This is a genomic window from Leptothermofonsia sp. ETS-13, assembly GCF_049200465.1.
Lineage (GTDB): Bacteria > Cyanobacteriota > Cyanobacteriia > Leptolyngbyales > Leptolyngbyaceae > Leptothermofonsia.
Map to the genome: position 1 here is coordinate 4,115,640 of NZ_CP120836.1, position 26,188 is coordinate 4,141,827.

Below are 26,188 nucleotides of genomic sequence, written 5' to 3' on the forward strand. Positions count from 1 at the left end.
CAAAATCTGCCAGTTTCTACGTCTAATTTTTTTCCAAATGCGTAAGATTCATGCTTAAGTTTGGGAACATTGGGGATTAGGTTGTTTGATTGGTTGAACAAATTGGATTAGTTTTCATCAGGCTCACAACTTAACTACCCCCATCTATCAATTATCAATACACTCACCGCCACTAGCTATGGGAAAAGTCATCGGTATCGACTTAGGTACGACAAATAGCTGTGTTGCTGTCTTAGAAGGCGGTCAACCGATTGTGATCTCCAGTTCGGAGGGCGGGCGAACTACGCCAAGTATGGTTGGTTTCGGCAAGGCGGGCGATCGCCTTGTGGGGCAACTCGCCAAGCGGCAAGCAGTGACAAATGCCGAAAACACCGTCTTCAGCATCAAGCGGTTTATTGGTCGTCGTTGGGACGATACCGAGACAGAACGCTATCGAGTTCCTTACAACTGCATCAAAGGTAAGGACGATACGGTGAATGTGCAAATTCGCGGTAACATCTTCACCCCCCAGGAAATTTCCGCCATGATCCTGCAAAAACTCAAGCAGGATGCAGAGAATTATTTGGGTGAACCTGTACGGCAGGCGGTTATCACCGTTCCCGCTTACTTCAGCGATGCCCAGCGACAGGCAACTAAAGACGCAGGCACCATCGCTGGCTTAGAAGTAATGCGAATCATAAACGAGCCAACCGCTGCTGCCCTGGCCTATGGCATGGATAAACAGGACCAGGATCAATGCATTCTGGTCTTTGACCTGGGTGGCGGTACCTTTGATGTCTCTATCCTGCAAATGGGGGACGGTGTCTTTGAAGTCAAGGCAACTTCTGGCAATAACCACCTGGGTGGAGATGATTTCGATGCCTGTATTGTAGAATGGATGATTACTAACTTCAAACAACAAGAAGGCATTGATCTGTCGATTGATAAAATGGCGCTCCAGCGGTTGCGAGAAGCCGCGGAGAAGGCCAAGATCGAGTTGTCTGGCACCCTTTCCACCTCCATCAACTTGCCCTTTATTACGGCAGACGAAACTGGCCCCAAGCATCTGGAGATGGAGTTGACCCGGGCCAAATTTGAAGAATTGGTCAAGCAACTGGTTGAAAGCACAATCGAACCCACCGAACAAGCGTTGAAAGATGCAGGCCTGGGCGTTGACAACATTGATCGCATTTTACTGGTTGGCGGTTCAACCCGGATCCCAGCCGTTCAGAAGGCAATCACCGATTATTTCAAAGGAAAAATCCCAGACCGTTCCGTCAACCCAGACGAAGCCGTTGCTCTGGGAGCAGCCATCCAGGGTGGTGTGCTGGGGGGTGAGGTTAAGGATCTCCTACTGCTAGACGTAACGCCCCTTTCATTGGGAATTGAAACACTAGGTGAGGTATTTACCAAGATTATTGAGCGCAATACTACCCTCCCTACCAGCAAGACTCAGGTTTTCTCCACTGCGACCGATGGACAGACCTCGGTTGAGATCCACGTCCTCCAGGGCGAACGGGCAATGGCGAAGGACAATAAGAGCCTGGGTAAGTTTCAATTGAATGGAATTCCTCCAGCACCTCGCGGGGTTCCTCAGATTGAAGTGTCCTTTGACATTGATGCCAACGGTATTTTGAAGGTGTCTGCCCGGGACAAAGGCACCGGCCGAGAGCAAAGTGTTTCCATCACCAATACGGGTGGTTTAAGCTCTGTAGAAATCGACCGGATGCGTCAGGAGGCCGAAGTCTATGCAGAGGATGATGCTCGGCGCAAGAAACTGGTTGAGCTTAAGAACCAGGCAGATAGCCTTTTTTACAGTTATGAAACGACCTTGAGAGATAATATCGAGTTTATTCCCGATAACCTGAAAGTTCAGGCTACCGAGAAAGTCGCTGAGCTAAAAGCGGCGATCGCCAATCCCAGTGTTTCAGTCGAAGAAATGCGAGCCCGTCTTGATGCATTGCAGCAGACGCTGTTTGACATTGGCGCATCTGTATATCAACGAGCTAACCAGAGTCAGGATGATGAAGACCTGGACGAAAATGCAACGGTGCGATTTGATAGACCGGCTGGCCCCTCCGACTTAGAAGATGATGATAACTTTGAGAATGATGCGACGGTCACAGCGGATTATGAGGCTGTAGATTAGTTAAGGTATAGGGTGGTAGGTAGTGGGTGAGGTGAGGGTTCATTGTCCCAGCCCAGGCCCCAACGTTTAGAATGACCCTAGTGCTTAAAAATCCCTTTACCCTCTGAACCAGCAGTCTATGGCTCGTGATTACTATGACATCCTTGGCGTTTCCCGTGATGCAGACAAAGAGGAAATTAAGCGGGCGTATCGGCGTCTAGCTCGCAAATATCACCCTGACGTCAACAAGGAAGACGGGGCTGAAGAGCGCTTTAAAGAGATTAACCGCGCCTATGAAATTCTTTCAGAGCCGGAAACTCGTGCTCGCTATGATCGGTTTGGGGAAGCGGGCGTCAGCTCGGGCGCTGGAGCAGGCGGGTTTCAAGATTTCGGTGATATGGGCGGTTTCGCCGATATCTTCGAGAGCTTCTTCAGCGGATTTGGTGGAGTATCGGGTCAAACTGCCCGCAGGCGCAGTGGCCCTGTGCGGGGCGATGATCTTCGTCTGGATTTGAAGCTAGAGTTCCGGGAAGCCGTATTTGGCGGTGAGCGGGAAATTCGGATCAACCATCTAGAAACCTGTGTCACCTGTGGCGGGTCGGGAGCAAAACCAGGAACCCGTCCTCGTACCTGTTCAACCTGTAGCGGATCGGGTCAGGTGCGCCGTGCTACCCGCACTCCCTTTGGGAGTTTTACTCAGGTTTCGGTGTGCCCAACCTGCAATGGCAGCGGACAGGTGATTGAAGAAAAGTGTGAGGCTTGCGGGGGCAATGGCCAACGACAGGAAACGAAGAAGCTGAAGATCAATATCCCGGCAGGGGTAGACAATGGCACTCGCCTGCGGGTGTCGGGTGAAGGAGATGCGGGGCAGCGGGGCGGCCCTGCAGGCGATCTTTACGTATATCTGTTTGTGAACGAAGACGCTGAGTTTCAGCGAGAAGGAATCAACATTCTGTCAGAACTCAAGATTAGCTACTTGCAGGCAATTTTGGGGAGTCGGGTTGATGTCAACACGGTGGATGGACCGCAGGAGTTGACAATTCCACCTGGAACCCAGCCCGGCAAGGTGTTAACCCTGGAAGGGAAGGGAGTACCCAGATTGGGCAATCCGGTGAGCCGAGGCGACCATTTAATTACCATTCAGGTCGAAATTCCGACGCGAGTTTCGGCTGAGGAACGAGAGCTGCTGGAAAAACTGGCAAAGCTGAGGGGCGATCGCGTTGGTAAAGGTGGCGAAGGTATTTTTGGTAAGATTTTTGGCGGATGAGTCAGTCTGATATTTCTACTACTCCCGATGCTCAACTTGACCTGCGGGGAACTCCCTGCCCGATCAATTTTGTGCGGACGAAACTACGCCTGGAGCAAATGTCTCCGGGGTCGCTCCTGGAAGTTTGGTTAGATCCGGGGGAACCGATTGAGCAGGTGCCTGACAGTCTCACGATGGAAGGCTATAGTATTGAGCAGATTGAAGACTGCGCTGGCTTTTTTGCGGTCAAAGTGCGGCGACCTGAGCTGAAGAATGCTGAGTATTGAATTATGAGTTCTGAGTTGCAAGAGCCGCAAAAAAACTCAGACACAAACACATTGGTCGGAACTGTGCTGGCGATTCAGGCGAATTACTATCGGGTTCAGCTTGATAAGCTACCAGAGTCAGTAGCAGGAGTAAACGAACAAACACCGGAATGGAGTGGGACAGATAACTCCCATCGTGAGATTCCTTCCACTCTCCCTCTTGCTCTCTCACCCCCTATCCTCCTTTGCACCCGCCGATCGCGCTTAAAAAAAATCGGACAGCGGGTAATGGTGGGAGATCGCGTTGAGATCGAAGAACCTGATTGGGCAGGCGGACGAGGAGCTATTTCCCAGGTGTTTCCTCGCCAGTCTGAATTGGATCGCCCACCCGTCGCCAACGCTAATCAAATTCTGCTGGTGTTCGCCCTCAAGGAACCGGATCTTGACCCTTACCAACTCAGCCGTTTTCTGATCAAAGCCGAGTCTACGAAATTGCAGGTTTGCCTGTGCCTGAATAAAAGTGACCTAATGCCCCAGGAACAGCAAGAACAATGGCAGAAACGGTTGCAGCAATGGGGCTACGTTCCTGTGTTGATTAGCGTTCGAGCAGTTTTGGGGCTGAATGATCTGAAAACCCGGCTCCGCGATCGCATGACGATTGTTTCTGGACCCTCTGGGGTGGGTAAGTCGAGTTTAATTAACTGGTTGATTCCCCAGGTAAATTTACGGGTTGGGACTGTTTCGGGCAAGCTTGCTAGAGGTCGTCATACCACCCGTCATGTGGAACTGTTTGAGTTGCCGTTTGGTGGGCTCCTTGCCGATACGCCAGGATTTAACCAACCTGAACTTGATTGTGCGCCAGAAGCATTGGCGTCTTACTTTCCTGAAGCCCGACAACGTCTTGCGGTAGCAGATTGCCAGTTTAGTAACTGCTTGCATCGGGAGGAACCCAACTGTGCCGTGCGGGGAGATTGGGAACGCTATGACCACTATCTAGTTTTTTTGGAGGAGGCGATCGCCCGCAGGGAACGGCTCAATCAGATGGGGGATGAAGAGTCAAGCCTGAAGCTGAAAACCAGACGCCACGGTCAGCAGTATTACGAACCAAAGCTGGAGGCAAAGAAGTACCGGCGTGCCTCTCGTCGCACCCAACAACAGGGGCTCCAGGAATTTAGCGCAGAGCTTGAGGAAGCACCGCTGGATGACGAGTAGGTGAGGATGGAGGAGGCAAGATTCACATTCCAGCCCATGGAATAGTCGAACTGTGCCCTTCAGGTTTGGCGATTGCTGGACGAATACTTTCGTACAAATCAGGATACCTGGTAATCAGTTCCTTCTCGCTGAGGTTCTGTTTCAATACGGTGCCGGTTTCTGTGCTGATGGAATAGACCAGACCACTTGCGGTGGAGGCGATTGTGACGATGCGATCGCGCAGGATAAGACGGGTGAGGGGAGGGGAACGGGTTCCTATGCCTAGATTGGGCGGGTGTTAAATAGGCTAAGGAGCACTGAAAGAAAAAACAGAACTGAGAGACAGGGCCCAGAAAACCTTTTGAATCAGTTGAATTGGTCTACGCTCATAAAATCTTTCTCCTGGCAAAATCTCGGTGGATTTTTAGAAAGTAGCAAAGCCATCTTGATGATTTCATCTCTCAACTGTTTTGGTTTCTAATTTTTAGACAGAATGACTCCTTCAGGAGCTTGATGGTGAGTCTTGCTTCTTTCACTGGCAAGCTGGGATAACTGACAGAATAGAAACGAGACAATTTATGGTGGTTGACCAGATGAGTAATCCCCTGCGTCCTCTCAAGTTTATGCCGTGGCGATCGCTGTTTCAAGCAGCTCTCCTGACGGCACTGATTATCATTTTTCTGGAATTTGTACTGCTGGTGGCAACTCAGCAGTTTCCTGATCTAAAAGGGTTTATAGATGAAGTGCTGGCGACTTCCCTGGATGTCTTGCTAATTGTTGCCGCAGGAGTAGGAGTAGGAGCACTCGCCGTGATTATTTTGGAACGATTGGGCTGTCCGACGATGAACACCAATAGCCTGTGGGGCTTGGTGGCGTGCATTTTCTTGATTTTTTTGGTCAGACGTCTGTTTCCCTTGCCTGCGCTACTCTTTGACATTGACCCAACCCATATCGTGAGCATGATTGTCGGTGTATTTTGGAAGGGGCGTTCTTACTGGCGCTGGTAACCAGGTATTAGGGTGGGGGGTCTGGTTGTTCAATGGCCCGCACCAGACGTTCTAAAGCATCCGCCACCTTGTCGAGTCGTTTGAGTGACTCTTGCTGAACTTCAGTAATTGTTTGAACCGCATCACTGAGGGCAAAGTTCTGATAGCCCTGCTGTTGAACCTGATCAACCAGTGCATCCATGCGGTCAGAAAGACGATCAATCGTTTCAGTGGTTGCCAGGACAGCTTCTCCAATTTGCTGAACAATCGACTCTAGGGATTCCAGACGACTTTGAACGTCCACTCTCGAAGACCTTATGACTCAAACTGTAAATGAACAGTCCATCTGGACAATGGCACTGCTCACTTAACCTGAATTTTAGCGAGGGTTGTGCCCTGGTAGTAATGCCCCAAAATTTGTTGGTAATTGGCACCCCGTGCTGCTAGACCGTAAGCACCCCACTGGCTCATACCCAAACCATGCCCAAATCCACGACCATTAATATGAAACGCAGTTGGAAGTTGGGCTTTTCCCTTACCAGAGGTCGAGCCCGTCTGAGGAACCACTTCAAATAGAGTGCTTCTTAGCCCTAAAGCCGTTCGCAAGCTCTCACCCTTTATCGTTCGCCTGCCCGCATCCCCAATCACCTGCGCGGAAATAATCCGACCGCATTTCGTTGTTTTTTCGGGTTGAAGGGCTAAAACGTTTCCGACACCGGGGATGAGTTTACTCAGCTCGCTGCGGGAAAAAGTCTTTGACCACCGAAACACAGGCGAGCCCTGATCATAATCTTGCACTGAGCGGAGATAGGGAAGGGGTTGAACCCATACTTCTTCCACATTATCGGTGCAACCTCCTGCTGAAGAGTGAAAAACAGCTTCAATAATTTGACCATTAAAGGTCAGCACCTGCCCTGCGGTTGCATTGACAGCAGCTTGCGTTCCGGCAGACTCATCTACAATTCCACCATAAACTTGCCAGGCTGGGGTATCGCCCAGATCAAATGCTCGATTTCCGGCCCGTTCTCGCTGATAGAGCGCGTAGGAGCGAGCCGCTACGGCCTGGGCCTTGAGGGCTTCCTGGGGCCAGTTTCCGTTCATTTCTCCACCCAAAACACTGTAGAGGTAGTGTTCTAGATTTACATGGTTTATCGCTGTGATTCCTTTTCCGTTGGGAACTACCTGGGTGCGTCCGCGGTACCAGCGATCGCCAATGAACACGAAACCGCTACCCGTTGGCTCGATCCAAAACTGCCCCGCCTGCCAGCGATCCATCGTGATCAGGCCCTTTTTGGGCTGAGCGACGAAAGCATTCATGGCTGCAATTTCACCCACCTGACGTCCCGCCCCATCCTTGACAACGGCTTGAGTAGAGCTGCCCACCGTTACCTGACTAACGCCATCCTCAATCGCAACGCGCAAATCTACCGAAGCGGAGTGAGCTGGAGCAATCCCTACCAAAAACTCAGCAAGTATTGCCAGCCAAGTCAAGACAAGCAACAAACCATATCTTCCTGACTGCGTGAGTGATTTAGGCTGAGATAGCAATAAGAAGGAGAAGCGTTCCAATGGCATCTCTGAAGACTCCTCACAGGTTCAAGCACTTAACAAAAAAGACGCCTCGCAGCGCTTCAATCGAGAAGGTTTAGCCCAGCTTGTATTGTCACCGACGCTTAATATAAGTCAAATTTCCCAAACTGGAACTAGATACTTGACAAATCCATCCCTCAACACGCCAGATTCAGTCTTCTATCCCACAGAAATCGGATGCAAACCACATATATAGCGTACTGATACTTTTGTTAAGTTTTCTAAAGCGGCGAGGTTTCTTGAAGTTATAGCTCTACGCGGGTGCGTTAGGACATTGGAATTAGAGGGGGAGTGGGGGCTTCGCCCCCAGCCAGGGGTTCCACCCCTGCACCCCGTCCTAACCATAATGACTAATGCTATAAACCTGTTCAGAGCCCAATCAGTAGGGTTACAGTGTCTATTGAAGGCAAGCCAGAAGAGGAATTGGCGGAATTGGGGAATAGGGAATTGAAAGATTTGTTCTAAGTCTGTGATGATTATTTATAGGAATATTTGTGGAACGTCCCTACAGATAAAAACAATATTTCTGAAACGCTACTGGATTGGAGGCGAGTAAGGTTCTTAAGGTTCTGTTTCCTTTTCCTGGTTTCTTCTTGCCTGTGTCAGTATAGTTTCAGAAGAATGACTAGCTTGGGTTGCTGAGTTTTGCAGATTACATTTTTAGGAACCAGCTCTGGTGTACCAACCCGGATACGAAATGTTTCAGGTGTTGCCTTGCGCTTACCTCAAAGAGCCGAATTCTGGCTATTTGACTGCGGAGAAGGAACTCAACATCAAATTCTCCGAAGCGACCTTAAGATCAGCCAGTTGACGCGAATTTTCATTACTCACATGCACGGAGACCACATCTTTGGGCTGATGGGTTTACTTGCCAGTTGTGGGCTGGCAGGCAATGCTCAACGAATCGATATCTATGGTCCTCCCGACTTAGAAGATTACCTCAAGGCTTGCCGTCGTTACTCCCAAACCCATTTCTCCTACCCTGTGAAAGTTCATACCGTTCGTCCCGGTGTCATTTTTGAAGATGAAGAATTTACAGTCAGTTGCGCCTTGTTGAAGCACCGGGTGCCTGCTTTTGGCTATCGGGTTGCTGAGAAAGATCGTCCTGGCCACTTTGATGCGGAGCGAGCAGCTGCAATAGGTATTCCACCTGGCCCCATTTATGGCCGATTAAAACGGGGTGAAGTGATTGTGTTACCAGATGGGCGGCAGATTCATGGGGCAGAATTGTGCGGTCCTACCCAGGTTGGGCGCAAGCTCGCTTACTGTACGGATACCATTTATTGTGATGCTGCTGTAGAACTTGCACGGGATGTTGATGTGCTGATTCATGAAGCAACATTTGCCCACCAGGATGCCGAACTCGCTTACCAGCGACTGCATTCAACTTCGACGATGGCGGCTCAGGTAGCACTGGCGGCCCAGGTACGGCAGTTAATCATGACACACTTCAGCCCTCGCTACGCACCTGGAAATGAACTGGAAGTGAAGGACCTGTTGGCAGAAGCCCGCTCCATTTTTCCCAACACAGAGCTGGCATCTGATTTTTGGACTTATGAAATTTCTCGCCGGGAGTTAATAGAACTAAGTGGGGTAGGAATTTCATGCCAGTAGTGTTGCAAACGCTAAATTTTGCAACATGAGGATTTGCAACATGAGGAGTGGGGCTTCGCCCCCAAAAGAGGGTTTCACCCTCTTCAAAACTTTTGTTTTGATCTACTAACTCTATTGCTCTTAATCCTGTTTTGATCTACTAACTCTATTGCTCTTAATCCTTAATTCAGGATCTGATAATCTGCTACTTTCCACTTACCATTTGACAGCTTTAAATTCAGGGCTTCTACCAGCCCTCGTCTGTATGCTGCGTTATGAAACAACAGAACATTTTCAATAATCGAAGCAAGGTTATCTATGCATGTCATGTGATACAGGGATCTATACAATGTAACTGGAAGTAATCCATTGCGACTTTCTGTAAAGTCCACCTGACACTGTTTTCATTATTCCCTTACTTCAAGCACACTTCAACAACTATAGCGACTATATTATGGGCGAAACAATGAACCCGATCCGATTTGTTCAATCGGCGCTTTACCGGATTCTGGATGCGAATCTGGATCGTGCCCGTGAGGGGTTGCGGGTTGTAGAGGAATGGTGCCGATTTGGACTGGATGATGTCCGGTTAACTGAAGAGTGTAAGAATTTGCGGCAAGAATTGGCTCGCTGGCATTCTGCTGACATTCGGGCGGCCAGAAATACTCCCGGTGATTTGGGGACTGACCTGACCCATGCTCAGGAAGCGCGGCGTTCGAGTGTGCAGCAGGTATTGGAAGTCAACCTGTGTCGCGTGCAGGAGGCATTGCGGGTGTTGGAAGAATACGGCAAACTTTACAGCCCCCAAATGGGAGCCGCGTTCAAGCAGATGCGCTACCGGGTTTACACCCTGGACAGTACTTTGATGGTTTACCAGCGTCAGCAATTATTAAAGAGTTCCCTACTGTATCTGGTGACCTCTCCCACCGATAATTTATTGGCTGTTGTGGAAGCGGCACTCCAGGGTGGGCTGACTCTGGTGCAGTACCGGGATAAAAATGCTGATGATTGTGTCCGGCTCGAAAACGCTCATAAACTCTGTCAACTATGCCGTCGCTACGGTGCCCTGTTTATTGTCAACGATCGCGTTGATTTGGCCTCTGCTGTCGATGCCGATGGCGTTCATCTGGGCCAGCAGGATATCCCGATCGTTCTGGCCCGCCAGCTTCTCGGCTCCCAGCGTCTGATTGGGCGATCTACTCACTGTCCTGATGACTTACATCGAGCTATTCAGGAAGGGGCTGATTATATTGGCGTTGGTCCTATCTACGAAACTCCCACCAAGGAGGGCAGACCTGCTGCTGGATTGGAATACGCAAAGTATGCGGCTGAACATGCAACTATTCCCTGGTTTGCGATCGGTGGTATTGATCTCGACAATCTGCCGGAGGTGATGCAGGCTGGAAGCGATCGCGTTGCTGTTGTCCGCGCCATCATGCATGCGGAAGATCCGGCTCTAGTAACTCAGTATTTTTTGTCTCGGTTAAAATCAAAAGAAGTCAGCAAACCATGAAGATAGGATTGAAACCAACTATTGCAGGGCTGGCGATTACTGCATAACTTATACTGTTCTGGGGGTTGATGCATTATGTCTCAACTAACACAGCCCACATACTAATGTTCTTTTACTGATTTAGAGTTCACATTAACGTTTCCAAATCTTTAGATTGAATTATTGAATTAATTTATAACGATGACTGACTTAATCACACTTCAAGTTAATGGTGAGTCTAAAACGTGTTCCCTTAAAACAACCTTACCCAGGTTTCTAGAACAACTGGGGATGAATCCTCGTCTGGTTGCTGTAGAGTATAACGGTGAGATTTTGCACCGCCAATTTTGGGAAGAAACGGAGATGAAAGAGGGCGATCGCCTCGAAATTGTCACCATTGTTGGTGGTGGTTAAAGAGTAGAGAACCACGTTTCCCCTACAATTCCTTCCACTCCCATTCCTCCTACGGGGTATACATCCTTTCCTCTCAAAAACTTTCCTCTCAAAAAGGATGCACCGTCAGTTTGTATCCCTTACTAAGAGTAGGCATAACATACCTCCAAAAGTTAGGAAAGATAATAGGCGAAAACCCAAACAAACCGTATTTTTACCCCTATCATCTGTCCACCTAACGCTGAATACCTGAATACCTACTCGGTTCTTCCGGCTTGCCGGTGAAAGAGTAGCTTATGCTACTCTTTCATCTCAAACAAAGTCCCTGAAATATCGCTTTTGTTTTAATGATAAGCAAAGTTTATCACCAAGCTCCCAGGACAGCCACCTGCTCTAAAGTGTGTGTTCTACAGCAGAAATAAGCTCATGATGACTCTCGAACAATTAACTTTGAACAGTTCTATTACTTTGTTGACTTATCTCCAGTGTGCCCAGTTAACGAATGATCCGGTGAATGCCAGTGTCTGGCCACAGCACTCTGCGAAATGCTGAATCAACTGGAGTCTATCCAACCCAGAATTACCGATGATTATGGCTGGAAGAAAGTCAACTCCCTGGAAGAAGATTCTGTAAAAAAATGGGAATCTACCCACATAGAGAAGGACCGTTACACCGATTTTGATTTCTCCAGATTAAGCTAGAAGCAGAAGGGGCGATAAACGGTTCTCTTCTGCTATTTCAGCAGGAAAATTTTGACGGGTCGAAACCCTCAATTTTGAACCCCAATCACCCCGTTCTGCTTAAGCTACCTGTCAAATCCAAATTTGACAAACCACTAGAGCGAGGTCGCCATGGAGATTGGTGTTCCAAAGGAAACGAAAGATCAGGAATACCGGGTGGGGCTCAGTCCTGGTAGCGTCAGAAGTTTAACCGAGCATGGGCATACTGTCTTTGTAGAAACGGGTGCCGGGATAGGCGCTGGGTTCACCGATGAAGACTACATCCAGGCCGGTGCCAAGATTGTTTCCCTGGCTAAAGATGCCTGGGATCGAGATTTGGTCATCAAGGTGAAAGAACCCCAGGTCAGTGAATATCCTTACCTCCGTAAAGGGCAGATGCTGTTTACGTATCTGCACCTGGCTGCTGATCGCACCCTGACTGAACATTTGTTGCACAGTGGCGCGACGGCGATCGCCTATGAAACCGTCGAACTTCCCGACAAACGCTTTCCGCTCCTCGCTCCCATGAGCATCATTGCCGGACGATTGGCCGTGCAGTTTGGGGCCCGTTACCTGGAGCGGCAACAGGGTGGGCGGGGTGTTTTGCTGGGTGGAGTTCCCGGCGTTAGCCCTGGCGATGTGGTGATCTTAGGGGGAGGTGTGGTGGGCACAGAAGCTGCCCGGATTGCCGTTGGTATGGGTGCCCGGGTACAAATCTTAGATATCAGTGTCGATCGCCTCTCCTACCTGGAAACCCTGTTTGGCTCCAGAGTTGAATTGCTCTATAGCAGCACCAGCCATATTGAGGCGGTTGTTCCCAAGGCAGACCTGCTGATAGGTGCGGTACTGGTTCCCGGACGCCGCCCCCCGATCCTGGTCAGGCGCGAATTGCTAAAGAGAATGCGTCCCGGCTCTGTCATTGTGGATGTAGCTGTGGACCAGGGGGGCTGTATCGAAACCGTCAGACCCACGACTCACTCCCATCCCACCTATGTTGAAGAAGGTATCATTCATTACGGCGTACCCAATATGCCTGGAGCTGTTCCCTGGACAGCTACGCAGGCGTTGAACAACAGCACACTGCCCTACGTTTTGAAACTGGCTGATTACGGCTGGGCTGCCCTTGATAAAGACTTGGTGCTGGCAAAAGGATTAAACGTTCAAAACCACCATCTAATCCATCCCGCTGTACAGGAAGTCTTCCCCGATTTGGTGAATTAACATTCCTCTTTAGAAGCAGAATATAATCTTTACTTCACTACCAAGATCCTGCTTACATTGGCTGAAAAGGTTTGTTGGGTAGTGCGTCAAGCTAGTGTGGGATGGGTAAGGTAGAAGCATCCTTCTGCCTGGAGTGAAGCAATGGAATGTCAGCCTTGTGGTCACGCCAAAACGCATAAACATTGCACAATGCCCAACGGTCGTCAACGCTATTTCTGCCCCCACTTTCAGCAAAGGTTTGCTGAAAGTTTCGATACCCTTCTCCTACTATCGTCACACCAGACCTCAGCAGATTGACCAAGTATTGCAAGCCCACAGCGAAGGCACCGGTTTTCAAGGCATCAGCCGCATTAATGGGCTAGCATACAACACGGTCGTCCGCATCATTCGCTTCTTCAGTTCGAGAGCCTTGCTGGTTCACAATGACCACGTCGGGTGGACACTGAGGAAGTGAGCGCTGATGAAATGTGTTCGTTCGTATAGCAGTAGTCATTATGGTTAGGACGGAGTGCAGGGGTGGAACCCCCGGCTGGGGGCGAAGCCCTCACTCCCTCTCTAATTCCAATGTCCTAACGCGCTCGCGTAAAGCTATATTGCAATGAACTAATGATAAGGGCTTGATAACGGCTGACACAGCAATGATATTGTAGAGGGTAGTGCGCAAGTCATAATGATTTTTCAGTTTGAAATGATGACGGCTAGTGCCGCTTATTATTACTTATTGAGGTCTACTTTGTAGAGTTGCCTTCTCTAGCTCTCTTAGAAACCACAATAATAATAAATTCATAGCGTTGCTGAAAAGCAACGCTTAGTTCACCTTTGGATGCAGACAGCAAACTCTGAACGCAAACAGCAAAACCAGCGTGATTAGTAGGGGCCGAAATTACAAACGGACTCAGGTATTTCAGAAAACGTCGTTCAAACCACTCCCGTCCTTTGTGCTTAAAAAGCTAGTAGCGAAAATAAATTCCTGCAATCAGCGGTAACGCCACATAAATCAAGACTGAAAAGTGATTGTCGGCGACGAAATGGTCAGATCATCGACTGCTAACAGTCAGCGACTAAAAGGAGCATAGAGAAATACATTACCAATAAAAAATACAATTACCAATAAATTAACTGCAACCACGAGTTTATGACCCTCATCTCCGGAGTAAAAACAATCCCACATCAGCACATTGTCGTACAGGGAGCGATTATTATTTTCAATTTAGATGAATCTAAGTAAATGTGATCCGTATCGCCAAAATTAGGCACTAACCGAATTGTCCAGAGACATATGCTTGAGTCGATTGCTCTTGGGGGTTGTTAAATATCCTCTCAGTTGCACCATATTCCACCAAGTAACCAACTTTTCCTCCTTTTGCAGTCGATTCAGCATTGAAGAAAGCTGTATGGTCCGATACGCGCGAAGCCTGCTGCATATTGTGGGTCACAATCACAATGGTGTACTGGGTTTTCAGTTCGTGAATCAAGTCCTCCACTTTCAAGGTTGAAATGGGATCAAGGGCAGAGCACGGCTCGTCCATTAAAATGACATCCGGCTGAAGGGCGATCGCCCGCGCAATGCACAGCCGTTGCTGTTGCCCACCGGATAACGCTAAACCACTTTTCTTCAGTTGATCTTTTACCTCATCCCATAGAGCAGCTTTCCTGAGAGACGTTTCGACCAATTCATCCATATTGCCTTTATAGCCGTTTATCTTGGCACCAAAGGCAATGTTGTCATAGATGGATTTTGGAAATGGATTGGGTTTTTGAAACACCATACCAATTCGCCGTCTTAGATCAACTGGATCAACGTCTTTATCGTAAATATTTTTGCTGTGATAAAGAACTTGACCTTCAACTCGTGCAGATGGAATCAAATCATTCATCCGGTTCAAACACCGTAGCACTGTACTTTTGCCACAGCCCGAGGGTCCAATAAATGCCACAACCTGATTCGGAGGAATATCAATATCTACATCTCGGACCGCCAGACTGGAACCATAAAAAACATTGAGATGCTTAAGGCTAAGAACTGCCTCAGTCATCGTTGTAGTGGAAGAGTTGAAAGCCATAATCGAGAGAGCCTTGAGTGAAGAATGACGGAAGAGCAAATAGTTAGAAGCAACAGAATAAGTAATTAGCGGCTTATCTGAAACCGATTGCGGAGATAAATCGCGATTCCATTCATCATCAATAACAACACCATCAGCACAAGAATCGCACCTGCTGCTAGAAGATGGAATTCTTTCTGGGGACGAGAAACCCAGTTAAAAATCTGAATGGGCATCACGGAAAATGTACTCTGTAAGCCTTCAAGTGAGAGCGGAGGTAAGAAGGCAACGTAGGTAAGTGCTCCAATCGTGATCAGAGGTGCTGTTTCCCCGATCGCCCGTGACAATGCCAAAATCGTTCCAGTCAAAATTCCCGGAAGCGCTTGTGGGAAGATAATATCCCGCACCACCTGCCAACGAGTTGCCCCCAAAGCAAACCCTGCCTGACGCATACTGCCTGGAACCGCTCTCAATGCTTCACGGGTGGCAATAATGACAATCGGCAAGACCAGCAAGGTGAGAGTGAACGCACCAGATATAATCGTTCGTCCACCTGTGATTGGAAACATCCATCGAACAAATACTTGCAAGCCTAACAAACCGTAAATAATGGAAGGAACAGCCGCCAGATTGGAAATGTTGACTTCGATAATATTTTCAAAGAAACTATCAGCAACAAATTCTTCCAGAAAGATACCTGCTCCAACACCAACTGGGAAAGTAAAGATAGCAACCAATACCATCACCCAAATCGTTCCCACCATTGAAGATAAAATCCCCGCTTCAGAGGGTCTCCGAGACGGATAGCTGGTCAGAAATTGCCAATTGATTTTAGATAGCCCATCAACGGCAACATCGATTAGCAAAATTACTAGAACCGTCAAGGCACAGATAATTGCTGCCCAAGCAACAAACTTGAATATTCCATCAATTTTGTATCGTGTGGGTAGATCAGGAATAAAGTTGGACTTCTTTGCCTCCAGTGAGTCGTCCTGAAACGCTTGGTTGGATGCAGTCATTCGTACTTCTCCTGAAACCTTCTAACAAACCAAAAACTAAATGCATTAAGCACCAGCGTAATTGTAAACAATGTCGTACCCACAGCAAAAATTGATTTGTATGCCAACGAACCTGCAGGGGTGTCACCAAGACTCACTTGCACAATGTATGCAGTCATAGTAGCAATCGGGACAAAGGGATTTAATCCTAGAGTTGGATTCTGTCCCGCCGCGATCGCCACAATCATTGTTTCCCCAACTGCTCGCGATATTGCCAGAATAATAGAGGCAACAACACCTGACAAGGCTGCAGGTAATACGACTCCCAATATTGTTTCCCGCTTGGTCGCGCCTAGCGCATAACTCCCCTGTCTAAGGCTATCTGGGACGGCATAAATTGCATCTTCACTTAAAGCAGCAATTAATGGCGTAATCGAAATCCCTAAAACTAATCCTGCACTGAGTCCATTGAAACCAGAAATCCAGGGGGCGAAACTCCTAAGAAATGGAGTCACTAACAAGAGAGCAAAATAGCCATAAACGACCGTTGGAATTCCGGCTAAAAGCTCCATTGCTGGCTTCAGCCACTTTCGTACGTTTCGCGAAGCATATTCACTCAAGCAAATAGCAGAAAACAAACCTAGTGGCACCGCAACCGCGATCGCAATCACAGAAGTCAGAACAGTTGCACTAATGAGCACAAAAATTCCATACTGAGAGTCCGCAAACAGCGGAGTCCACTGAGTATCGGTTAAAAAGCGCGACAGGGGAACTTCTTTAAAGAATTCAATGGTTTCAAAAATGAGCGACACAACAATACCGATCGTCGTAGCAACAGAAACCAGCGCAAAGATACCAAATAGAATGACAATGGAACGTTGCACAAAACGATTTAGCCCACGAGTAGGCTGCCACAAGGTAGAGTCGGACGTTTCTGGAAACATGGGTTGGGTCATCAGCAAAACTCCAGCATCAAATCGAATGGGGCCAGCTTTAATACCCTGACCCCATGTAAGTTCTAAGCGATGAAAACTGTTCTAGTCATCATCTATAGTCGAGGGATAGGCTAGCTATGACCTAGAGCAAATCTTCCAGTTTTACATCTTTCGTAGATCCTTTACCCTGGAATACAGAACCTGTCTTCCGTTCTGCAATTCGTGCAGCTATTTTTTCCTCAAACGAAGCTGGCAAAGCCACATAGCCTACTTCTTCTACTAACTTGGCATTCTCAGGAGCAACATAAAACTTAGCCATTGCTTCGACTTCCGGCCTGTCTAGGGATTTCTTATTCACATAAACAAACTCAGGGCGGGATAGGGGGGTATAAGTACCATTTTGAATTGTCTCTGGAGAGGGATCAACGCAACCCTTGCCCCCATCAATGGCAACCAACTTTAGTTTATCTTTATTTTGCACATAGTAGGCATAGCCAAAGAAACCCATTGCGTTAACATCAGACGCAACCCCTTGCACCAATACGTTGTCATCTTCACTGGCAGTGTAGTCACCCCTGCTCTTCCCTTCTTCCCCGACGATCACACTCGTAAAGTAATCGTAAGTTCCAGAGTCAGTTCCGGGACCATACAGAGCAAGCGGTTTATTTGGAAAATCAGATTTGATCTGATTCCAGGTCTTAATTTTGCCCTGAGCCGCAGGTTCCCATGCCGTCTTCAGTTCATCAATCGACAGGCATTTGACAAACTCATTCTTAGGATTGACCACCACAGAAAGACCATCAAAGGCAACTGGCAACTCAACGTACTCAATGTTATTCTTTTTACAAAGTTCCACTTCAGATGGCTTAATCGGACGAGATGCACCCGTAATATCGGTCTCACCAGCACAAAACTTTTTAAAACCACCACCAGTTCCTGATGAACCTACGGTTACTTTCACATTAGGGTTTACCTTCTGAAACTCCTCAGCCATTGCCTCAGAGATGGGAAACACAGTACTAGAACCGTCGATTAGTACGCTGCCTGAGAGATTGGAGGGAGCAGTCGTTGCAGCAGGGTTAGCCGTCCCGGTTGTTCCCCCTTGGTTAGAGGTTTGATTTCCGGCACAGGCAGCCACCACCAGAGAAACGACTGCTAGTGAAGCTAAAAGAAGCTTTTGCTTCGGTTGCATAACAAACACCATAAAACTCTTTTACATCAGTGAAATAAACAGTTCCAGACTCAAAGCCAGCATGAAATGAACACATTTCGATATGGCGGTCATTTGCATTATTTCAAAAAATATCACGATGTCAATACTGTACTGCAAAAACAATCTTTTAAGTAAGTTTCTTTTAAGTTCATCTTAAGGACGGGTTAAACCTTGGGAGTAGTGCCCAAATCATAATAGTTTTTTCAGTTAATGATTTTTTCAGTTTTAGATGAGCGGCGTAGCCGCTCATCATTACCTCCTGAGGTTTACCGGTGAACTGTTTGCCTATGGAGGCGAGGTGCCCCCGCAAGTATGGTGTGAAATTCAAGCCCAACGACTCGAGTACCTGGCTGGAGGCAACCAAGATGATTTATATCGATGCCCCCCAAGTATGGTCGAGTTCAATTGATGCGCTAGAGCAAAGTCCATTTCAAACAATCTGCGAAACGAGCCATGGAAATTATCCGAGTCAGAGTGCTCGAACTGGTCGGTCGCAAGCACGAGTTCCAGGTATTCGGGCTGGTTAGGGCAAGTCATGCCCCCTTTGCAAGCGCTTTGGCGCATCTACTCTTCATTTGCATGTCAGTTTAAGAAAATCGCGCAAATCTATCTAAATGCTTTGTAAGCACACCACGAACTCATGTGAAAGTATAAAGTAAGACGAAAACATTTCCAGATTGATTTTGTTTATTTAACCGACTGATCACAGCTTGGATAAAATTTGATTCTCCTAATTCGTCCATTCATAAAACTCGATCGCTTCTGGCGCACATTGGCAATAGTGAGTAACTATGTTTGTTACCCTCTATCTTTTGCACATGTCTTTTGGGAACTAACTGATTTAGCATCCCCCTTAGTGCATTGGCATCAGTATGAAATTGTTGCTCAAGATCTTTTTAAGGATGCTCATTGGTGTTGTTTTAGAGCTAATTTCTTATAAAGATAATTTTAAGGCTTATACCTCAATATTAAGGATGCATAGGATTAGAACCCTCTGTAGTCTCTTTTAGTAAGGGGGACGGCGACAACCGGGTTGATGATATACAGCTTCATAAAACATTGGTATTAGCTACTTAATATATAGTGAATAGAATTATTACCTTACCCATCTGGTGGAGGACGCATGTCTATTCGTGAACAACTCAAGGCAACGATTGAGCAAAAGCATTTGCTGACCCATCCTTTTTATGTTGCCTGGACTGAAGGAAAACTCACTCGCGACCATTTGAAACATTACGCCATTCAGTATTTTCAGAATGTCCTGGCGTTTCCGACCTATCTCAGCGCCGTACATTTCAACACGCCTGCCCTGGGTAACTCTGTTGCCGTGCGTCAGGAAATTCTGGAGAACCTGATTGAGGAAGAGCGGGGTGACAACAACCATCCGGCACTGTGGCAACGGTTTGCCATGTCTCTGGGGGCAACGGAAGCGGAACTGGCTGAAACAGTACCACTGCCTACAACCACAAATCTGATTGAAACTTTCCGCAACCTTTGCCTCAACTCTCCCTTCTACGCAGGTTTAGCAGCCCTGTATGCCTATGAATCGCAAATTCCTGAAGTGGCAGCGGTTAAAATCGACGGACTGAAGCAGTTCTATGGCATGACCAATGCTGAAGACTATAAGTTCTTCAGCGTGCATGAAAAAGTAGACGTGTGGCACACTGAGGCAGAACTGAAGTTAATTGAGCAATATGCTGATACTCCCGAAAAACAAACTGAAGTATTGGCGGTAGCTGAAAAAGCGGCCGGTGCCCTGTGGCAGTTTCTCGACGGAGTGTATGAAGCCTACTGCGGCGATTTGAAAGGCGATTTGAAACATGAAATGGCGAGATAGTTAGGTATAGCGGTAGTCATTATGGTTAGGACGGAGTGCAGGGGGTGGAACCCCTGGCTGGGGGCGAAGCCCCCACTCCCTCTCTAATTCCAATGTCCTAACGCTCCCGCGTAGAGCTATAGATGGGTAGATGGGTGGCGTGGCATTGCTGCAACTATTTCATACCCAAATTCGGCAAAGCTATGGTGTTGAGTGATGGATGTCAGGTAATCGCCCTACCACTCATCTAGCTTTCCCCTCATCTATCCTCTTGCCTGTTGCTTTCATCAGGACCCTTGCCTAGGTATGGCCACTCCTTTCAAAACTGTGATGGGACCGATTTCTTTCAGAAAAGCCATTTGTTCCTGATTGCGAACCAGCAAGGCTCCGGCAAATCCCAGGGAGTTGACGGCGATCGCCTCAAATCGCTCCTGAGATCGCGGTACCAGTAGCATCCACTCTCTGGTCATCAGCAAATTATAGGGACCTTGCTGCCAGCCAATGGAAAGGGTTGTGTCATCCAGTAAATCCACTGCTTTGAGGAGGGACTGGTAGGACTCCAGAGTCTTTTCAACCCGGTAGGGTAGTGGGGCAGACGGTGGAAAGGTGAGACGGGCGATCGCATGCCTGAACGGAAACACTAGCACGGTTCCAATCGCGCCTTGAAAGTGAGCCGACGCCAGGACTGGTTCAATAGGGATGGCCGGACCTTTTGGTATGAGTGGCAGAGGAATGAGCTGCAAGTGTTTGTGGCGCTGGCTGGCACCTGCTTTTTGTCCACCGTTGTAAAAGACTAGGCCATTGATCTCATCCAGACACACCCAGGTAGCAACAAAATCTTGAGCATTGAGCAGCCTTTCCTGCTCCTCATAGGCACGGGTGATTATCAGCAGGTGGTAGTCTACGGCATTGAACTTGTTCAGTAAGCACAGGTGAGTCTCGGAAAGGTCAGCTACAAACAAATCTTCTTCATAAGGTAAAAAAGGATTCCCCCTCTTACCCGCTCCGTCAGACTCTTCTTCCTGTCGCTTCTTTGCCTCCTCCTTGTGAATCAGGTTGACCAGCATGCGCACAAGGAAAGAAATTCCACTCTGTTCAACCAGCTCGTAGGTGGTTGGAATTGACTGCAACGCGCCACATTGAAGCGCGTGTTTTGTTCGCTTGGTGACTTTGTTCCATAATGTACCGGGCGGCAAAAGGATATTCTGTGCAGGCATGGGTTCTTTTTAAGGGCGATCGCGAGCGGTTAAATCCAGTTTCTCGTTGATCAAAGATCGATTTACCCGATTATCTTGCCAGAAACCGGAGATTTAAGAGTAGTCGCATACTGCGTTAACGTTGTAAACGCCTTTCCATCTTCTTCTCACCATGAGCAACGATTTCCTCCGCCGCAAGCAATCGATCTTCGATTGCTGGGCACCCAGTTACGATTGGCTCTTTCCATCCATTGTCTATCAAGCGATTCACCAGCGCCTGCTTGAATTTGTTCACCTTCCCGTACAGGCTTCCGTCCTTGACCTAGGGTGTGGCACTGGACGACTGCTCAACCGCTCAGCAGACCAGTTTCCCAATCTCACTGGGAAGGGGCTGGATCTGTCTCCTGAAATGCTACGCCAGGCCGAGCTTAAGAATTGCCATCCCTCACGGCTCAACTTTGTGCAGGGCAGCGCAGAAGCATTGCCCTTTCAAGAGAACGAATTTGATACGGTCTTCAGTACCCTCAGCTTTTTGCACTACCCCAATCCAGAGATGGTGTTTGCTGAAGTCAGCCGGGTATTGCGTCCAGCCGGTCATTTCTATCTGGTTGATCCTGTCCTGCGCTGGCAAGCAGGAACTCAAACCCTTCCCATGCCCGCCGGTGCCATCAAATTCTATGGTTTTACCGCGCGAGAGCAGTTAGGCAGACAGGCAGGATTGATTTGTCAGGGGCATCATTACTTACTTGGTCCTGTAGTATTGACAATTTACGCTAAGGCAAACGAAGAATGACCATGACGAATGCCTGACCCTTCCCCTATCCCCCAGTTCCTTCTATCCCCTACCCTCTCCACTCTCATCTTTTCCTTTCTTTCTCATTAACTTAAGTGGCTAAAATTCTCAAAATCCTGAATTCATCAATTTCTCAAAGCGATTGGTAATCCTACGGAATTCTGAGAGAGATGTCGCTAAATGTAACAATCCGATTTTTCAGTTAATAAATGTTGCAGGTTCTTGATCCCGTTGTTAGGGTGTGCATGTTGGATCATTTTCAGGATTTATTGGTCAGGAGGTATTGTGCAATGGCTGGTTTTAAGCCGATTCGTCAGCCCATCGCCTAATTTGCTTGAGTTTGTTGAACCCGCGCTGGGACAAGGCTCTGCCCTTATTTGCGGGCAAATGAGTGAGCAAAATCACCCGATTGGAGAGTCTCACTCAATCATAATTAGGTTAACATTTGTTTTAGGTTGTTAAGTAACGTTTCTGCAACCCTTCTGAGGATGCATGGTCTATGCGTAAAATCGATTCGCTCTACGTCTTCATCTGCTCAGCTAGCTGAATCTTCCCTGTTGCTCATGTGACTATGCGTTGAACCGTTACACTCATTACGAACTGGATTGATCCACTGAATTGTTGAAGTTAATCGCTCATCATCCCGCAATCGCCTCTCACCCTTGCTAAAAATTTTGCAAGCCCAGAGGCACGGTCATTTTCTTTCCTTGCAATCACGCCATTTTTGATTGCGAATCAATCTTTGTTTCACGTTGCTTCCATTGGTTGCTGGCAGTCTCTTTTCCACCTGAGTCAGGATCGAGCCAGCCTTTGAAAGGTTATTTGAAAATCCAATCTTCAGGTTGGAAGTGCCAATCTGAGGACAGATCAAAGAGATGAATGGATTTTCGGATTGGTTTTGAACCCCAATGATAGGAAACCAGTGAGTCTGGCGACTGATTGCAATTTAGTTGTCTAGAAGCATCGTGAGCTCTCTACTCTGGAGGTTGTCTCATGGATATTCAAGGAAAAACGGCTCTCATTACAGGAGCTTCCCGCGGCATTGGGCGTGCGATCGCCCTGGAATTTGCAACCCACGGAGTCAAACGCCTGTTGTTGGTTGCTCGCGATCGCCAGCGTCTTGCCAGCGTTGCCGCCGAAGTCTCCGCCCTAGGGGTTGATGTCATCACCCTGGCCATTGATTTAAGCCAACCGGTTGAAGTCAGCATTGCTATTGCCAGAGCCTGGCGGGATCACGGCCCCATTCATGTGCTGGTGAATTGTGCTGGAGTAGCCCATCAATCGCCCTTTCTGCAAACTCGCCTACCACAAGTACAGGAAGAAATTTCTACCAATCTAATTGGCATGTATACAATCACCCGTCTCCTGGCCCGGCGAATGGTTGCTCAGCAGGAAGGCGTGATTGTCAACGTCTCTAGCCTGATGGGCAAGCTGGCAGCTCCAACTATGGCAACCTATTCAGCCACCAAATTTGCCATCCTCGGCTTCAGCCAGGCACTGCGGGGTGAATTAAGCGCTCATAACGTCAAGGTGGTTACCCTCCTCCCATCCCTGACAGATACGGATATGGTGCGAAATTTGCAATGGTTTCGCTGGGTCATGCCCATGACACCTGAGCAGGTCGCACAGGCCCTCGTTTCCGGATTGGCAAAAGGCTCCAATGAAATTCTGGTGGGATGGCAGAGCCACCTGGCAGTGTGGGTGAACCGCCTCGCTCCCTGGTTAATGGAAAAACTATTGGTAATGGCTGCTCCCTTACCCAAAAGACAGCCAAATTTCTACCCTAACTTCAGGGAAGCCAGAGTCGTTTCCCGCTAGGGTTGTGAGGAATTCCTATCCACCCGTCTACTAATTTGAAGGACTACTAATGTGACTTCAGCGCACCGATTATGCAATTAGCAGGAGTCAAAGATCCTTTAGAGGAGACACTTTCCACTGGCTCATAATCTTGATGCTTCCCCCTCTATACGTGTGTCCCTTGAGTGAAACCCAACAACAAGCTGCCCTCAAACAGGGACTACGCTGCAAAGATGCTTTTACTCTGCGGCGCTGCCAAATCTTGCTGGCTAGGGCTAGACGTATCCAGCCCAGAGACATTGCCACCACGGTCGGTGGTAGTGTCCAAAACTGTTTGCAAGGTGATTCGTGCCTTCGAGCAGCAGGGGTTAGCTTGTTTGCACGCCTGATCGAGTTGTCCTAAAACGGTCAAACCCATCTTGGATGAGGACAAGCGCGCCCAATTGCGGCAGGTGCTCCATGCTATAGCTCTACGCAGGTGCGTTAGGACATTGGAATTAGAGAGGGAGTGGGGGCTTCGCCTCCAGCCAGGGGTTCCACCCCTGCACCCCGTCCTAACCATAATGACTACCGCTATAATCTTTGGCAGGATGGCAAAGTTCGCTCCACCTGGACGTTAGACCTGTTGGCAGAAGTGGTTCACTAGCAGGGCATCACTGAACATAGCGAGATCACTGGTGAGTTTTTAGCCTGGATCGCTCAGCAAGTGAGTCAAATGGGTCAGCGAGTGCAGCCCTTAATTGGGGATAACGTGAGCTGGCACCTCTCCAAGCCTGTGCGGCCATGGGTCAGGCAACACCAGGCTCAAGTCAAGCGAACGGGAAATAGGGGGGCGATTGATTCTCTCTCAGTTACCTGTAAAGAGTCTCTGCTTGAATGCGATTGAGCCGAAGTGGATTCATGCCAAGCGGGCCATTGTAGAACCACAACGGATACTGAGCGGACAAGAAGTTAAGACCAGAGTCTGTGACTATTTTGATTTTCCCTTGCTAGAACCCTTAGCAAAAAAGGTCTCCTGAAAATGCATTAGGGATACACTCTTCCCTTCCAGGCTCCTCCCTTCCCTCGCCAGTGGCGGATAGCAGAATCAAGGGTCATCAGGGTATAGAGGAAGGCGATCGCAGGTAGACAAAGGGCAAACCCAGGAGGGCATCGATAGAACCGGACTGTGGGAAAGTAGGCCAGCGTCATCAGGAGATAGGTTGTCAGAGAGATAAGAGCGATCGCCCATTGTCCTGTCAGGATTCCCCCGACTAACCCAATTGGTGGCACCAGATAAACCAACCCCATTCCTGCCAGTGTGCCTAGCAACAGTAAAGGACTGTAATTCAATTGTGTATAGGCTGTCCGGGCCACCATATTCCAGATCGTTTTCAGGTTGGGATAGGGGCGGAGGCTCTGCGTCAGGTCGCTGAGTCCTAACCAAATCCGACCAGTTGCTCCATCCCTTGCTTCTGTGTCTGCTGTTTCCTGCTCCCTGTTCCCTGTTCCTTTCACCCTTTGGGCCAGCGTACAGTCATCAATCAGCGCCCGCCGAATGGTTTGCAGTCCACCGATGCGATCCAGCGCTGATTGCCGAATTAAAATGCAGCCTCCTGCCGCACCCGCCATTTTCCTGGCAGGGTTGTTGACCCAACGAAAGGGGTAGAGCTTCATAAAGAAAAAGACAAACGCTGGAATCAGCAGCTTTTCCCAGAAGCTTTCGCATCGTAGCCGCACCATGACGGATACCAGATCTAGATCCTGCTTTACCGCCTTGGAAACCAGTCGGTTCAGATTGGCGGTGTCATGTTCAATATCCGCATCCGTCAACAGAATGTAGTCAGGGGAAAAGGTTTGAGCTTTTTGAACTCCCTGATCCATTGCCCACAGCTTGCCCGACCAGCCAGCTGGTAGTGGTTCGGCGGAAATGAGGTGCAACAGGTGAGCCTTGCCCGATGCTTCAGCCGTTTCCTTTGCCACCTGAGCCGTTCCATCGGCGCTGTGGTCATCCACCAAGACAATCTGGAAATTGCCAGGGTAGTTTTGAACCAGGAGCGATCGCAAACTCACCGGCAATACATCCGCTTCATTGCGGGCAGGCACCACTGCACAAACTGAGGGCAACCGCGATTCGGACATGGAATCTTGAGAAGTGGAATCCTCAGAGCAATCGGTTCCCAACTCCAGGCGCTGGTCACATAACCAAAACCCTCCCCAGCCCAGCAGCAAAACCAGCCAGATGCTAAGAGAGAGGAGCGCTAAACCCAACGCGATCGCCATGCCAATCTCAACTTTTTCTGTGATAAAAGCTCCTGCAACAAGAGTTCTGCCTCACTGATTGTCTCAGATTGTTTTATAGCTGTCGCCAGGTTGCTTATACCAATTTGATTTGAAAACAGTGCAAATCCGACCTCCCAACCTACCCTTGCCAAGTTACCATGTATACACAAATCACTTGACCCCTCCCCAAGTCCCTCTCCGACACGGAGAGGGACTTGAATCAGAGCTCTCTTCCCTTGGAGAGAAGGGGTTGGGGGTTAAGTCTGAGAGGTTTCCAGCGGAAACAAATCACTGATGTATACACAGTAGCCTTGCCAAGGGGAGGTGCCGAA

General features: G+C 48.5%; 23 protein-coding genes. 15 read left to right on the plus strand and 8 right to left on the minus strand.

Going from position 1 to position 26,188, the window contains the following annotated elements:
* The first annotated feature begins 178 nt into the window (after positions 1-178).
* From dnaK to P4D80_RS18740, 5 genes are all read left to right on the plus strand, one after another.
* Complete coding sequence (gene dnaK, locus P4D80_RS18720) at positions 179-2,128, plus strand: molecular chaperone DnaK (RefSeq protein WP_421655519.1); 1,950 nt, start codon at positions 179-181, stop codon at positions 2,126-2,128.
* 118 nt (positions 2,129-2,246) lie between these two features.
* Complete coding sequence (gene dnaJ / locus P4D80_RS18725; protein WP_421655520.1) at positions 2,247-3,374, plus strand: molecular chaperone DnaJ; 1,128 nt, start codon at positions 2,247-2,249, stop codon at positions 3,372-3,374.
* Entirely contained in the window at positions 3,371-3,640 is a 270-nt protein-coding gene (locus tag P4D80_RS18730; RefSeq protein WP_421655521.1) for a sulfurtransferase TusA family protein, read from the plus strand. The genes dnaJ and P4D80_RS18730 overlap by 4 nt, the downstream gene beginning before the upstream one ends.
* Before the next feature lie 3 nt (positions 3,641-3,643).
* Complete coding sequence (rsgA, locus tag P4D80_RS18735; RefSeq protein ID WP_421655522.1) at positions 3,644-4,831, plus strand: small ribosomal subunit biogenesis GTPase RsgA; 1,188 nt, start codon at positions 3,644-3,646, stop codon at positions 4,829-4,831.
* A gap of 557 nt (positions 4,832-5,388) precedes the next feature.
* Positions 5,389-5,817: a hypothetical protein gene (locus tag P4D80_RS18740; RefSeq protein WP_421655523.1), complete on the plus strand. Its 429-nt coding sequence runs from the start codon at positions 5,389-5,391 to the stop codon at positions 5,815-5,817.
* Positions 5,818-5,824: 7 nt separating this feature from the next.
* Here the strand turns inward: P4D80_RS18740 and P4D80_RS18745 are convergent, their stop codons facing one another.
* Together P4D80_RS18745 and P4D80_RS18750 are read right to left on the minus strand one after the other, a co-directional pair.
* On the minus strand, positions 5,825-6,100 hold the full coding sequence (locus P4D80_RS18745; protein ID WP_421655524.1) for a hypothetical protein: 276 nt from the start codon (positions 6,098-6,100) through the stop codon (positions 5,825-5,827).
* Positions 6,101-6,159: 59 nt separating this feature from the next.
* Entirely contained in the window at positions 6,160-7,296 is a 1,137-nt protein-coding gene (locus tag P4D80_RS18750; protein ID WP_421655525.1) for a SpoIID/LytB domain-containing protein, read from the minus strand.
* 735 nt (positions 7,297-8,031) lie between these two features.
* Here P4D80_RS18750 and P4D80_RS18755 point away from each other — a divergent pair.
* The 5 genes from P4D80_RS18755 (at position 8,032) to P4D80_RS18775 (ending at position 13,258) form a co-directional block, all read left to right on the plus strand.
* Positions 8,032-9,000, plus strand: coding sequence for a ribonuclease Z (locus P4D80_RS18755; RefSeq protein WP_421655526.1), 969 nt, complete (start codon positions 8,032-8,034; stop codon positions 8,998-9,000).
* A gap of 445 nt (positions 9,001-9,445) precedes the next feature.
* Complete coding sequence (locus P4D80_RS18760) at positions 9,446-10,492, plus strand: thiamine phosphate synthase (RefSeq protein WP_421655527.1); 1,047 nt, start codon at positions 9,446-9,448, stop codon at positions 10,490-10,492.
* A 180-nt stretch (positions 10,493-10,672) separates the two neighbouring features.
* Positions 10,673-10,885, plus strand: a complete 213-nt coding sequence (gene thiS / locus P4D80_RS18765) for a sulfur carrier protein ThiS (RefSeq protein ID WP_421655528.1) — start codon at positions 10,673-10,675, stop codon at positions 10,883-10,885.
* An 830-nt stretch (positions 10,886-11,715) separates the two neighbouring features.
* Positions 11,716-12,804, plus strand: coding sequence for an alanine dehydrogenase (gene ald, locus P4D80_RS18770; RefSeq protein WP_421655529.1), 1,089 nt, complete (start codon positions 11,716-11,718; stop codon positions 12,802-12,804).
* A gap of 133 nt (positions 12,805-12,937) precedes the next feature.
* Positions 12,938-13,258: a hypothetical protein gene (locus P4D80_RS18775; protein WP_421655530.1), complete on the plus strand. Its 321-nt coding sequence runs from the start codon at positions 12,938-12,940 to the stop codon at positions 13,256-13,258.
* 802 nt (positions 13,259-14,060) lie between these two features.
* Here P4D80_RS18775 and pstB read toward each other — a convergent pair.
* The 4 genes from pstB to P4D80_RS18795 form a co-directional block, all read right to left on the minus strand.
* A complete protein-coding gene (gene pstB, locus P4D80_RS18780) occupies positions 14,061-14,840 on the minus strand; it encodes a phosphate ABC transporter ATP-binding protein PstB (RefSeq protein WP_421655531.1) in 780 nt (259 codons plus the stop codon).
* Between the two features lie 92 nt (positions 14,841-14,932).
* Positions 14,933-15,865 (minus strand): phosphate ABC transporter permease PstA, encoded by a 933-nt coding sequence (gene pstA, locus P4D80_RS18785; protein WP_421655532.1) that lies wholly within the window; start codon positions 15,863-15,865, stop codon positions 14,933-14,935.
* Positions 15,862-16,800 (minus strand): phosphate ABC transporter permease subunit PstC, encoded by a 939-nt coding sequence (gene pstC / locus P4D80_RS18790; protein WP_421655533.1) that lies wholly within the window; start codon positions 16,798-16,800, stop codon positions 15,862-15,864. Before pstC ends, pstA begins: the two co-directional genes overlap by 4 nt.
* A gap of 121 nt (positions 16,801-16,921) precedes the next feature.
* Positions 16,922-17,983, minus strand: coding sequence for a PstS family phosphate ABC transporter substrate-binding protein (locus P4D80_RS18795; RefSeq protein WP_421655534.1), 1,062 nt, complete (start codon positions 17,981-17,983; stop codon positions 16,922-16,924).
* A gap of 1,132 nt (positions 17,984-19,115) precedes the next feature.
* Here P4D80_RS18795 and P4D80_RS18800 point away from each other — a divergent pair.
* Positions 19,116-19,829 (plus strand): CADD family putative folate metabolism protein, encoded by a 714-nt coding sequence (locus tag P4D80_RS18800; RefSeq protein ID WP_421655535.1) that lies wholly within the window; start codon positions 19,116-19,118, stop codon positions 19,827-19,829.
* 266 nt (positions 19,830-20,095) lie between these two features.
* On the opposite strand, the gene P4D80_RS18805 is transcribed toward P4D80_RS18800, so the two are convergent.
* Positions 20,096-21,025: an ATP adenylyltransferase family protein gene (locus P4D80_RS18805; RefSeq protein WP_421655536.1), complete on the minus strand. Its 930-nt coding sequence runs from the start codon at positions 21,023-21,025 to the stop codon at positions 20,096-20,098.
* A gap of 151 nt (positions 21,026-21,176) precedes the next feature.
* On the opposite strand from P4D80_RS18805, the gene P4D80_RS18810 reads away from it, so the two are divergent.
* From P4D80_RS18810 to P4D80_RS18825, 4 genes are all read left to right on the plus strand, one after another.
* Positions 21,177-21,797, plus strand: a complete 621-nt coding sequence (locus tag P4D80_RS18810) for a class I SAM-dependent methyltransferase (RefSeq protein ID WP_421655537.1) — start codon at positions 21,177-21,179, stop codon at positions 21,795-21,797.
* A 993-nt stretch (positions 21,798-22,790) separates the two neighbouring features.
* The gene (locus tag P4D80_RS18815; RefSeq protein WP_421655538.1) at positions 22,791-23,615 is read left to right on the plus strand and encodes an SDR family NAD(P)-dependent oxidoreductase; all 825 of its coding nucleotides are present in this window, start codon (positions 22,791-22,793) and stop codon (positions 23,613-23,615) included.
* Between the two features lie 133 nt (positions 23,616-23,748).
* A complete protein-coding gene (locus P4D80_RS18820) occupies positions 23,749-23,997 on the plus strand; it encodes a hypothetical protein (protein WP_421655539.1) in 249 nt (82 codons plus the stop codon).
* A gap of 105 nt (positions 23,998-24,102) precedes the next feature.
* The gene (locus tag P4D80_RS18825) at positions 24,103-24,240 is read left to right on the plus strand and encodes a hypothetical protein (protein WP_421655540.1); all 138 of its coding nucleotides are present in this window, start codon (positions 24,103-24,105) and stop codon (positions 24,238-24,240) included.
* Between the two features lie 380 nt (positions 24,241-24,620).
* Here the strand turns inward: P4D80_RS18825 and P4D80_RS18830 are convergent, their stop codons facing one another.
* Entirely contained in the window at positions 24,621-25,856 is a 1,236-nt protein-coding gene (locus P4D80_RS18830; protein ID WP_421655541.1) for a glycosyltransferase, read from the minus strand.
* Between the last annotated feature and the right edge of the window lie 332 nt (positions 25,857-26,188).